Origin of the sequence: Aquimarina hainanensis, assembly GCF_042684685.1 — a bacterium.
Taxonomy (GTDB): domain Bacteria; phylum Bacteroidota; class Bacteroidia; order Flavobacteriales; family Flavobacteriaceae; genus Aquimarina; species Aquimarina hainanensis.
This window is the reverse complement of sequence record NZ_JBHULX010000028.1, coordinates 41,994-54,207: the sequence shown is the minus strand read 5'-3', so window position 1 is coordinate 54,207 and position 12,214 is coordinate 41,994. Positions and strand designations below refer to the sequence as shown.

The following is a 12,214-nucleotide window of genomic DNA, read 5'->3' as shown; positions in this document are numbered from 1 at the left end:
AAAAAAAGGTTTATCTTTACATTGTGAAAATGAGTTAGTTATTTCATTGTCTTGAAATGAAAGTGTTAATAAAAGTGAGTTTTAATTTTAGATTAAGCCCCTAAATTAAGATGATTTGTGTGAAGAGAAAGAGTGCAACCGCACTCTTTTTTCTTTTTGTACTATTTTTTTGAAAGAAAATGATCACATCTAAATTATTGAAAATCTATTTATTGCGTTAAAAGTATTTTTTTTTAGATAAAAAGCTTTTTCCGTATATAAATTATGTTATCTTTGCAGTATAAAATGATTCCTTTTTATAAATAAGGAATTTTATAAAAGTAAGTTTTAGTTTTTGAGTATACCTCATAAATTAAGATGATTTGTGTGAAGAGAAAGAGTGCGAAAGCACTCTTTTTTTCATTTATAGAGAATAGAAAATATACTATAAATCAACTTTTTTAAGGAGAGTGTTTTGTAGCAACTCTCTATATATCTTTTCTTTTTACAGGATGATTGGTGGATACCATGAAGTTTATCTCAAATTAAATTCATTTCCTGATATACCGATTTGTGTGTTTAAACAATGGTAATTTTCTTTAAGTTAAGGCTTCAGTAATTGATATAAAGAAGTTAAATAAACAAAATTTGAATTAAATGAATGAGAGACGTCCAGAAGTGCTACTTCCTATTACTATTAGAAAAAGTTAACATATTCCTCTCTCTATTGTAAGAAGAATAGAGAGAGGAGGGATGTGTCTTTTATTTAGTCAAAAGACTGCATATTTACTAGTTTATGATAAACTCCATTTTTGTTGATTAATTCGAGGTGGGTACCTTGCTCTACAATTTGCCCTTTTTGCATAACGATAATGCTATCCGATTTCTGAATGGTTGATAAACGGTGAGCAATTACGATACTGGTTCGATTCTTCATCATGTTTTCTAATGCAGCTTGTACTAGTTTTTCGCTTTCTGTATCCAGGGCAGAAGTAGCTTCATCTAATAACATGATTGGAGGATTTTTTAATACAGCTCTCGCGATTGATATTCGTTGCTTTTGCCCTCCACTGAGTTTGTTTCCACTATCTCCTATATTTGTATCAATACCATTAGGTAAGTCTTTTATGAACTCCCAGGCGTTAGCTATTTTAAGTGCGTCAATGATCTGTTCATCGGTTGCTTGTTCATTTCCTACTAGGAGGTTATTTTTGATGGTATCATTAAATAGGATAGAGTCTTGGGTAACCAGTCCTATTAATTGTCGTAATGAGGATTTTTTTAGATTCTTGATGTTGGTGCCATCAATTTTAATAGCTCCTTTATTTACATCATAAAAACGAGTAACTAAGTTAGCAATAGTAGATTTTCCGCTACCGGATTGTCCTACCAGAGCAACAGAGCTTCCTTTCGGAACTTTTAGGCTGAAATTTTTGAGAACATATTCATCTTCGTATTTAAAAGATATATTGTCTATATGAATTTCAGCATCAAAAGAATCTTTAGAAGTAGCATCTTTGTGATCTTCTAGGGGAGAAGAGGTATTTAGGATCTCCAGTACCCTTTCGGCAGCAGCATTTCCTTTTTTTACACTGTAGCTAGCCTTTGAGATTGCTTTGGCAGGAGTGAGAATGTTATAGGCTAGCCCCATATAAACAAGAAAGGCACTGGCATCAAGTGTTTTATCAATGAAAACCATTTTACCTCCATACCATAATAAAATTGCTATTACACATATACCTAAGAATTCACTTGTGGGAGAAGCTAAATTTTGTCTGTTTAATAAGGTATTGGAAAACTTAAAGAAACGTGTAGTAGAGGCTTTGAATTTGTTAGTAAACAAGTGCTCTGCTGTAAAACTTTTTATAATTTTAAGACCTCCTAATGTTTCTTCGATGATAGAAAGAAAATTACCTTGCTCTTTTTGAACATTGTCAGAATGCCTTTTTAAGGATTTTCCTATTTTAGATATTAAAAATCCAGAAATAGGAATGAATAGGAAGACAAAAATGGTAAGTTCCATACTTGTTGAGAACATGATTATAATTGTAAATAATATTGTCAGAGGTTCTCTGACAATAAGTTCTAGTATAGATAAAAAAGAATGCTGAATTTCAAGTACATCTGATGTTGCTCTGGCAATAATATCTCCTTTTCTTTTTTCAGAAAAAAAAGAAATAGGTAGTGTAACTACTTTTTTGTATAAATTATTTCGTAGATCCTTTAGAACGCCATTCCTTAGAAATGTAATAAAGTACATAGCTAAATACCCAAAAAGATTTTTCATTAAAAACATAAAAATTACTAAACAAACCATTGCTGTTAGGACATACATTTCTCCATTTATTTCAGTTTGGTTTGTAACAAAGTAATTTAAGTAATTTTCAAGGTATGGTTTTATTCTTGTAATTCCTTCCCAAATAGGTTTCTGATGAACAGGTTTTGTTTCCCCTAATAAAACACTGAGCATTGGGATTAAAGAAACAAAGGATAGTGTTCCAAAAAGTGCATACAGAATGTTTGATATGATATTTAATATGGCAAACCTTTTATAAGGGGTAGCGTACTTTAAAATTTGTTTAAAATGATTCATTAAATAAGTATCGTCGTTTTTATGTTAAATTAAGATCTGTTTTTATAGCAGCTATTTTAGTGTCTAATTGCATTTCTGTCTCTTCAAATAAAGAAGCAGAAGGTAATGTTTTCTGCACACTGATATAAAATTTGATCTTAGGTTCAGTCCCACTGGGTCTGGCAGCAATTTTGTTTCCGTTTTCAGTATAAAAAATTAATACATTAGAAGTCGGAATTGTTAATTTTGATTCAGAATTATCAATCATGTTTTTGGAAATACCGGTTTGATAATCTTCCATAAGTACTACTTGTTCTCCTGCAATAGTCAAGGGAGGATTTTTTCGTAGATCAATCATAATTTGTTTGATCTCTTCGGCACCTTTGATTCCTTTTTTTACTAATGAAATTAGGTTTTCTTTGTAGAATCCATAAGTAGTATACAGGTCAATGAGCGTAGAGAAAAACGAAGCTCCTTGTTCTTTGGTATGCGCTACAATCTCACAGGCGAGTAGTGTAGAGGTAACAGCATCTTTATCTCTTACAAAATCACCGACCATAAAACCAAAACTTTCTTCCCCGCCACCTATAAATTTTTTATCAGGGAAATCCTTTATTAGTTTGGCGATCCACTTAAACCCTGTAAGAACTTCTTTGTATTCGGTATGATAGGCATCAGCTATGTTTTTTAGCATAGGAGTAGAAACTATAGTAGATGCAATAAACTCGTTTCCTTGTAAACCCAGATTATTTTTATAAAAATCAAGAAGGAACCAGGTCATAACAACCATGGTTTGGTTTCCGTTTAATAATTGTAGTTCTCCTTGATTATTACGAACGGCAATACCTAGTCTGTCACAATCCGGATCAGTCCCTATCACAATATCCGCACCAATTTCGTTGGCTAGTGCTATAGCCATTTCTAGTGCCTCAGGTTCTTCGGGATTAGGAGATTTTACAGTAGGGAAATTTCCATTAGGGGCTTCTTGCTCCTTTACAATATACACTTGCTCATAACCTGCTTTCTTAAGCGTTTCCGGTACAGCGGTGATAGAAGTACCGTGTAGAGAAGTGAAGACAATTTTAGTTTCTTTTTTTGCTTTTTCTGAAGCGATAAAGCTTCCGTTTTTTACACTTTGTTCTATAAATAAGGTATCAATTTCTTTATCTATCTTTTGGATTAAATCAGGATTGACGTCAAATTTTATTTCGCTGTATTGTAGGGCATTTATTTCTGCGATGATTTCTTTATCCTGTGGAGGTACTAATTGTCCACCGTCTTGCCAGTATACTTTGTAACCATTATATTCAGGGGGATTGTGACTTGCTGTAAGTACAATACCGCAGTGACATTCCAGTTGTTTTACCGCAAAAGATAGTTCTGGAGTGGGTCTTAATTCCGAAAATAAATAAACATGAATGTTGTTTGATGAAAAAACATCGGCAACAATTTGCGCCAGTGTATCACTATTATGACGGCAATCATAGGCGATGACTACTTTTACAGCTTCATTAGGAAACTGTTCAAGCAGGTAATTGCTAAGCCCCTGTGTGCTTTTTCCCAGAGTGTACTTATTAATTCTGTTTGTGCCTACTCCCATAACACCACGCATTCCTCCGGTACCGAATTCTAAGTTTTTGTAAAAACTTTCTTTTAATTCTTCGGTTTTATTCTCTTTTTGTAATTTTTTTATTTCTTCTTGTATGGAGAGGTCGAAAACTGGAGTTAACCATTCTTCAATTTTAGCATTGATATCAGAATCTGTAATGTGCATATATTTTGTTGTTTAAAGGCAAAAATACTAATTATCTTTACCAAAAGAGTAGGTTCTGTATGGGTTATAAGCTTATTTTTTGAGAAACATTATACCTTCTTTTATCTCGTTTGGTTGTTAGCATGATCTCTCCTATAAATCCTGCCAGGAAAAACTGAGTTCCTAGGATCATGGCGGTTAGCGCTATATAAAATTCTGGTCGTTGTGAGATTAAGCGCCCTTTGGTTTCTATAAAAAGTTTGTCGATTCCCAGATAAAGAGAGAAACAAAAGCCAACAAGGAAAAGAAGGGTGCCTATAAGACCAAAAAAATGCATGGGTCTTTTTCCGAATCTGGACATAAACCAGATAGTTACCAAATCGAGAAAACCATTTATAAAACGGCTCATTCCGAATTTTGTTTTCCCGTATTTTCTGGCTTGATGCAGCACTACTTTTTCTCCGATTTTAGCAAATCCTGCATTTTTTGCCAATACAGGGATGTATCGGTGCATCTCTCCGTGTACATCAATGTTTTTTATGACCTTATTTTTATAGGCTTTGAGACCGCAATTAAAGTCATGTAGTTTTACGCCAGATGTTCTTCTGGCAGCTGCATTAAAAAGTTTGGAAGGGAGGTTTTTGGCAATAACAGAATCATAACGTTTCTTTTTCCACCCAGAAACAAGATCGTATTGCTCTTCTGTAATCATTTTATATAACTCGGGAATTTCTTCTGGATTGTCTTGTAGATCGGCATCCATGGTAATGATAACATCCCCGGAGGCTGCTTCAAAACCAGCATGTAGTGCCTGTGACTTTCCATAATTTCTTAGAAACCGAATCCCCTTAACATTTGGATCACTCTTAGAAAGAGATTGAATTGTCGCCCAGGAATCGTCCGAACTACCATCGTCAATGAAGATAATTTCATAAGAAAAAGAATTGGATTGCATGACTTTTGCAATCCAATTGTATAATTCATTTAGTGACTCCTGCTCATTGAGCAAGGGAATGACTACAGATATATTCATATATTAATATAAGTCTTGTTTTTTCTGCATAATCAGTCCTCCGAATAGCGAAATTATAAATCCTAAAAATAAATTTCCTATTAGAGAAAAAGCTGCCATCATATAAGGCGTAGAGAATTTTTGAGCCATTTCTACACTCTGATCTATCTGTTCTTGTGTAAAATCAGGATATTGCTCAATTAGTTTTTCTCGCTGCATATCTGCTAACTGTGCAGTGAAGTCAGGTTCGATTACCATTGTTAATAAAAATAGCCAGATGATTCCGATAAGAGCTCCGACAAGAGAGATTCCCAAACCTATTTTTAGCGCTTGACTCAATGTCAAGAAACCATTATTAGCAGTTTTAAAGGCTTTAATTCCAAAAATAATAACTCCTAATATAATCAGAAAGCCAATTAAAGATTGAATCCAGCTCTGTTCTTTATGACTATCGGTTACGTATAATATAACACCAAGTAACACTGATAGTACACCAAGTATGGCTCCGTAATTAAGGATGAATTTTTTGGTATTGGTAGTTGCATTTTCCATATGTTATTCTTTTTGGTTATTTACCAATAATCAGTACACAAAGATACTAAAACGTTACAAGCTTGTATAGCAAAAATAGATTTTAGCATAAAAAACTGTAAAAAAATAAGATTAGCTATTGTCGATTTAAAGAATATGATTAAATTTGCAGCTCGAAAAAAGAAAAGATTAAATACGATGAGAAAAGGTATTCACCCTGAAAATTATAGATTAGTAGCCTTCAAAGATATGTCCAATGATGAAGTTTTTATAACTAAGTCTACTGCGAATACTAAAGAAACTATCGAGGTTGATGGTGTTGAGTATCCGTTGGTGAAATTAGAAATTTCAAGAACTTCTCATCCATTCTATACAGGTAAATCTAAACTTATCGATACAGCAGGACGTATTGATAAATTCAAAAATAAATACGCTAAATTCAAGAAATAAGAACAGCGTACAACAATTTTTTCTGAACCCTTCTTTTAGTTAAGAAGGGTTTTTTGTTTTTGGGTTTAGTAATGCGGGGGTGTAAAATTAATATTATTAAACAAGGAATAGCAAGGTATATCGCGCTATTTTTTTACCTTCGAGCCGAATAAAAAACAAACACACAATCATTAGATAATAAAAAATGAATTATATTCTTTTTGATGGCGCTTCTCGTAATGGGTTGTTACCTTTTACATATACAAGGCCAGTAGCAGAAATTCGAATAGGAATATTAACCATACGAGAAAAGTGGGAGAAATGGCTTGGGTTTACGACTTCTACAGTAACCGAATCTTACTTGAGTGGTAAATTTCCTATGGTCGAATTGGAAGATAATATTATGATTAATGCATCATATCTTCCGACCAGAGAGTTGGTAACGATTATAAAAGGATTAAAAGAACATCAGGCTGTTTTTGATAAAGAAGAACCGGTGGCTTTTTTTGTGAAAGAAGGAGCAGAAGTTGATTTTGATATGTATGAAAAAATAACATTCTCAGCCGATGGGATGATTGTAAAAAATACATGGGATATTTTTTCTAAAAATGGGCAGGCAATAACAGATGATTTTGCATTACTGACAAAAGGAAGAAAGAGCCAGAAGATATCAGAAACTAATAATGTTATAGCTGCTGAGAATGTGTTTGTAGAAGAAGGAGTAACGATGGAATATGCAACACTTAATGCAAGTAAAGGACCGGTGTATATAGGAAAGAATGCACAGGTGATGGAGGGTAGTTTGATCCGGGGACCTTTCTCGCTAGGGGAACATTCTGTTGTGAAAATGGGTGCAAAAATATACTCGGGGACTACAGTAGGTCCCTATTGCAAAATTGCTGGAGAAGTTAATAATTCTGTTTTATTCGGATATGCTAATAAAGGGCATGAAGGGTATTTGGGAAATTCAGTTTTAGGAGAGTGGTGTAATATAGGGGCAGATACAAATGTGTCTAATTTAAAAAATAATTATGCCGAAGTAAGATTGTGGAGTTATGAAACCGAAGGTTTTGCAAAAACAGGTCTGCAGTTTTGTGGTTTGATGATGGGGGACCATTCTAAATGTGGTATTAATACAATGTTTAATACAGGAACAGTTATAGGGGTATCAGCGAATATTTTTGGAAGCGGGTTTCCTAGAAATTTTATCCCGAGCTTTAGTTGGGGAGGTCATAGTGGCTTTGTGACATATGTTACTAAAAAAGCGATGGAAGTGGCAAAAATTGTAATGGCAAGAAGAGAGGTGAATTTTGACGAAGAAGACAAGAAGATTTTAGAGCATATTTTTGAAGAGACTCAACATTGGAGAAAATCATATGAATCATAGAAGAAGGAGGTATAGTCCTCCTTTTTTTATGATTATTCTTTTTCTTTCCATACTTTTTTTAAGATTAAGAAATTTTGAGGGTTAGGAGTAAGTCCTTTCACATTTTTTTGAGTAAACCTGACTACTTCGTCATAATACAATGGAACAATAGGGGCATTTGCTATAATGATAGAGTCCATTTTTGCGTATTGTTTTTCTCGTTCCTTGATATCTGTGATTTTAAAACTTTCTTCATATAACTGATCGAATAACGTGTTTTTGAAATGAGTATAATTAGGACCGTTAGGAGTAAAATTCTTACTGTAGTATGGAGAGAGAAAATTTTCTGCATCTGGGTAATCGGCAATCCAGCTAGCTCTGAAAACGTCTAGTTTTCCACTCCATTTTTGTTTTCTAATGGTTGATGGAGGAAGTACGTTGATTTGTATGCTAAGCCCTAATTTATTTAGTTCGCTTTGGATAAATTCACAGATACTCAGATAATTGCTGTCAGTGGTGATTTGAATAGAAGGAGTGTTGTTGCCAGTTTCTTTTTTGTATTGATTGATCAGTTTCCGTGCTTTTTCCGGATCGTATGGATATCCGGGAAGTTTAGAAAAACCGGGAATTCCTTTGGGAATAAAACCGTGAATAGCAGGAGTGCCGATACCATTTTTTAGGTAGGTGATCATTTTTTCTCTGTCAAATCCATAATTAATAGCTTTTCGCAATAAGATAGAGTTGATTTCTTCTTTGTCGCTTTCTAGGTAAAACCCAAGGTATTCAGAGTTGAGATAGGGACCTTTTGTGATGGTTATTTGATCCTTGTATTTGTCCCGTAGTGCTCCCGTGGGAGTTAACAATTCATCTTTATAAGAAGCATCTAAGCTATTTAGGAAATCAATATTTCCTTTTGCAAATTGAAGAAATTCACTTTGTTTATCGGGTAAAAAAGTGATGGCAACAGCTTCGAGATAAGGCAGTTGTTTTCCGGAAGCATCTTTTTCGAAGTACAATTCATTTTTTCGTAAAACTAATTTAATATTTTCTTCCCATAGTTTGAATTTGAATGGTCCTGTTCCAATAGGATGAGATCTGAACTCTGAACCGTAGAAGGTTACGATTTCCTTTGGTACTACTGAGCAGTATCGCATACTAAGAAGACCGAGAAAAGCGGGGAATGTTTGTTTTAATTGGATAGTAAAGGTCGAATCGTTGACAGCATTGTATTGGGCTACATTTTGCAAAACCCAGTTTCCTGGTGATGCTACCTTGGGATCTTTTAGGCGGTTAAAGCTATATGCAAAATCGGTAGCTGTAACCGTTCGGGTGCTGTCTGGGGTTCCAAAAAGGGGGTGTTTGTGAAAATAGACATCATCTCTAAGGGTGAATGTATAGTGTAATCCATCCGGAGAGATTTCCCAATTTTTGGCAATATCAGGAACAATGTTAAGGGCATCGTCCAGTTGAACAAGACTATTGAAAAGCTGATTCGTAGGCCATATAATTGATGGATTTCTGGCAAAAGCAGGATCTAATGATTTGATGTTCGAATATTCGTTATATCTGAATACCAGATGATCTTTGTTGTTTTGAGAAGTATTTTTACAGGCAATGCAAGTTGATAAAATGTAAAATACTGTTATGTAGTTTTTTAGGTATTTCAAAAGCTGGTTTTTCAATTTTAGTAAACGAATTTTTGTTGGTATCTTTGACGCCTTAAAAATATGTTTCTGATTTACAGGGATGATTTTTGAAACAAAGAGTAAAGATAATAAGATTCTTGTGATCCGAGAATCGTAGCAATCTTTTTATTGTACATGAGAAAGAAAGTAGCTTTTTATACACTAGGTTGTAAACTTAATTTTTCTGAGACTTCTACCATTGCCAGAAGTTTTGCAGATGAGAATTTTGATCGGGTAGATTTTTCCGACAATGCTGATATTTATGTTATAAATACATGTTCGGTAACAGAAAATGCGGATAAAAGGTTTAAGACAATTGTAAAACAGGCTCAAAAAGTAAACCCTGAAGCATTTATTGCTGCGGTAGGTTGCTATGCGCAATTAAAACCACAGGAATTAGCAGCGGTTGATGGTGTTGATTTGGTATTAGGAGCTACCGAAAAATTTAAAATTACAGACTATATTAATGACCTGTCTAAGAATGATTTCGGGGAAGTGCATTCTTGTGAGATTGAAGAGGCAGATTTTTATGTGGGTAGTTATTCTATAGGGGATAGAACAAGAGCTTTTCTCAAGGTGCAGGATGGGTGTGATTATAAGTGTACATATTGCACGATTCCTTTGGCACGAGGAATCTCCAGAAGTGATACGCTGGAGAATGTTCTGAAAAATGCGAAAGAAATTTCAGAAAAAGGAATCAAAGAGATTGTTCTTACCGGAGTAAATATAGGAGATTACGGAAAAGGAGAGTTTGGGAATAAGCGTCATGAGCATACTTTTTTTGAGTTGGTACAAGCGCTGGATAAGGTTGATGGAATAGAGCGGTTGCGAATTTCTTCTATAGAGCCTAATTTACTTAAAAATGAAACAATTGATTATATTGCTTCTTCCAGGACCTTTGTGCCTCATTTTCACGTTCCTTTGCAATCAGGAAGTGATACGATCTTAAAATTGATGAAAAGACGATACTTGACTCGTCTATATGTAGATCGGGTACGTCGGATACGAGAGGTAATGCCGGATGCTTGTATTGGGGTTGATGTGATTGTGGGGTTTCCAGGAGAAACAGATGATTACTTTTTGGATACGTATAATTTTCTAGCAGAGTTAGATATATCATATCTGCATGTATTTACCTACTCAGAGAGGGAAAATACATTAGCAGCAAAGATGGATGGAGTGGTGCCGCATGATGTGAGAAAGAAAAGGAGTAAGATGCTTAGGGGACTTTCTGTGAAGAAAAGAAGAGCATTTTATGAAGGACAAATAGGATCTACCAGAACAGTGTTGTTCGAGTCGGAAAATAAAGAAGGGTATATTCATGGATTTACAGAGAATTATGTAAAGGTAAAAATGCCGTGGAATCCTGAATATGCTAATACCTTGCATCGGGTAAAGCTGAATACTATAGATGAAGATGGGATGGTGCGTTTTGAATTTATCTGAGAGGGATAGCAATAAAATAAATTATAAAGTAAAAAGCAGCAATTACTATTGCTGCTTTTTATTTAGGTCTTTTTGTACTGATGCTAAATGTTAATTCCTACAGGAAGAAGGTCTTTGTATTTTCTTCTGTTTCTTCTCATAAATTTAGCAATAATAGGACAGGTTGGAACTAATCGTATGTTTCGTTCTTTGATAATATTAAAAACGGCAACGATGAACTCTTCGTCATATCCTTTTTCCTGAAGTTCCTCGGTAATAATAAGTTTAGTCAGGAAAATTTTACGCTCTTGTTGTGCGTATTCAATTGTTACTTTTTGATCTTCGATTGTGGTTTCGAACTGCCTCAAAAATTCATTATCGATCACCTCTAAATCAACATCGCTCATATTCTCCATGTTTAAAATTGCTTTAAAATTTATACTTAAAAAATAACAAGGGGCATATAGGTTGGTGTCTCTTTTTTTCTGTATTTTTGATACAGAAATTAAAGGTCAAATAATTTTTCTTTTTAATCGTTGTTTGTACTATAGTTTTCCCTATTAAAAATGGATTTACAGAACTGATCATTTGTTAAAGAAAAGCTTCTGTTATTATTCCCTTACCATTTTTACATCTTTTCAAAATCATCACTTCAGTGTATTGAAAAAGAGATTTTGAGGTGCAAAGATAAGAAAATTAGAGCTTTAAATTTAATTTTTAGTGTTAAAACCTATGAAGGAGCAAGTTACCAACATTTATTTTGTCCCTGGAATGGCAGCCGATGTTTCTATTTTTGAATTTATAAAGTTGCCAGAAGATTCGTTTAAAATTCATGTAATTCCATGGAAAATTCCATTTAAAAAGGAATCTATGGGACATTATGCGAAGCGTATGAGTGAAGAGGTTAAGCATGATAATTGTGTGCTTGTGGGCGTCTCTTTTGGAGGGGTGGTAGCTCAGGAAATGAGTAAGTTTTTAAAGCTGAAAAAGTTGATAATTATCTCCAGCGTAAAAAGTAAACACGAATTTCCGAAAAGAATGAAATTTGTGAAAAAAATAAAAATGTACAGGGCTTTTCCGACGGCTATTGTTTCTAAAATAGAAAACTGGGAAAAGTATGCTTTTGGAGATTTTTCGAAAAAAAGGGCTAAGATGTATCAAAAGTATTTATCCATTAAAGATAAGCAGTATCTGGACTGGGCTTTGGAAAAAATGATATGCTGGGAGCAGGAGGAGCCGCCAAGGGAATTGGTTCATATTCATGGAGATCATGATATTGTATTTCCGATTTCTAATATAAAAGATTGCATTACGGTAGAAAATGGGACACATGTGATGATTGTCAATAGAGCAAAATGGTTCAACGAGCATTTGCCAGAAATAATAAATAATTAAATCGTTTCGGATTTATTTTTTACCTTAGATAAAAATAATTGTAGATTTCCCCAAATAAAACCTACTT

Annotated in this window: 10 protein-coding genes; 4 read left to right on the top strand and 6 right to left on the bottom strand. The window is 34.1% G+C overall.

The window, feature by feature from the left end:
- Positions 1-745 precede the first annotated feature (745 nt).
- The 4 genes from ACFSTE_RS14350 to ACFSTE_RS14335 form a co-directional block, all read right to left on the bottom strand.
- On the bottom strand, positions 746-2,572 hold the full coding sequence (locus ACFSTE_RS14350; protein WP_378255530.1) for an ABC transporter ATP-binding protein: 1,827 nt from the start codon (positions 2,570-2,572) through the stop codon (positions 746-748).
- A 19-nt stretch (positions 2,573-2,591) separates the two neighbouring features.
- Positions 2,592-4,325, bottom strand: a complete 1,734-nt coding sequence (locus ACFSTE_RS14345; RefSeq protein WP_378255528.1) for a phospho-sugar mutase — start codon at positions 4,323-4,325, stop codon at positions 2,592-2,594.
- Between the two features lie 64 nt (positions 4,326-4,389).
- Complete coding sequence (locus ACFSTE_RS14340) at positions 4,390-5,337, bottom strand: glycosyltransferase family 2 protein (protein ID WP_176029760.1); 948 nt, start codon at positions 5,335-5,337, stop codon at positions 4,390-4,392.
- A 3-nt stretch (positions 5,338-5,340) separates the two neighbouring features.
- Positions 5,341-5,868 carry a DUF4199 domain-containing protein gene (locus ACFSTE_RS14335; RefSeq protein ID WP_176029761.1) on the bottom strand — a complete coding sequence of 176 codons (528 nt, stop codon included), beginning with the start codon at positions 5,866-5,868 and terminating at the stop codon, positions 5,341-5,343.
- A 177-nt stretch (positions 5,869-6,045) separates the two neighbouring features.
- On the opposite strand from ACFSTE_RS14335, the gene ACFSTE_RS14330 reads away from it, so the two are divergent.
- Together ACFSTE_RS14330 and ACFSTE_RS14325 are read left to right on the top strand one after the other, a co-directional pair.
- A complete protein-coding gene (locus ACFSTE_RS14330) occupies positions 6,046-6,297 on the top strand; it encodes a type B 50S ribosomal protein L31 (RefSeq protein ID WP_176031136.1) in 252 nt (83 codons plus the stop codon).
- Between the two features lie 184 nt (positions 6,298-6,481).
- Positions 6,482-7,663 (top strand): GlmU family protein, encoded by a 1,182-nt coding sequence (locus ACFSTE_RS14325; RefSeq protein WP_176029762.1) that lies wholly within the window; start codon positions 6,482-6,484, stop codon positions 7,661-7,663.
- 32 nt (positions 7,664-7,695) lie between these two features.
- On the opposite strand, the gene ACFSTE_RS14320 is transcribed toward ACFSTE_RS14325, so the two are convergent.
- Complete coding sequence (locus tag ACFSTE_RS14320) at positions 7,696-9,309, bottom strand: ABC transporter substrate-binding protein (RefSeq protein WP_378255525.1); 1,614 nt, start codon at positions 9,307-9,309, stop codon at positions 7,696-7,698.
- Between the two features lie 153 nt (positions 9,310-9,462).
- On the opposite strand from ACFSTE_RS14320, the gene mtaB reads away from it, so the two are divergent.
- Positions 9,463-10,773 (top strand): tRNA (N(6)-L-threonylcarbamoyladenosine(37)-C(2))-methylthiotransferase MtaB, encoded by a 1,311-nt coding sequence (gene mtaB, locus ACFSTE_RS14315; protein ID WP_378255523.1) that lies wholly within the window; start codon positions 9,463-9,465, stop codon positions 10,771-10,773.
- 83 nt (positions 10,774-10,856) lie between these two features.
- Here mtaB and ACFSTE_RS14310 read toward each other — a convergent pair whose 3' ends face one another.
- Positions 10,857-11,159, bottom strand: a complete 303-nt coding sequence (locus ACFSTE_RS14310) for a GNAT family N-acetyltransferase (RefSeq protein ID WP_378258909.1) — start codon at positions 11,157-11,159, stop codon at positions 10,857-10,859.
- A 325-nt stretch (positions 11,160-11,484) separates the two neighbouring features.
- Here ACFSTE_RS14310 and ACFSTE_RS14305 point away from each other — a divergent pair, with 325 nt between their 5' ends.
- Entirely contained in the window at positions 11,485-12,147 is a 663-nt protein-coding gene (locus tag ACFSTE_RS14305; RefSeq protein ID WP_378255521.1) for an alpha/beta hydrolase, read from the top strand.
- Positions 12,148-12,214: the final 67 nt, after the last annotated feature.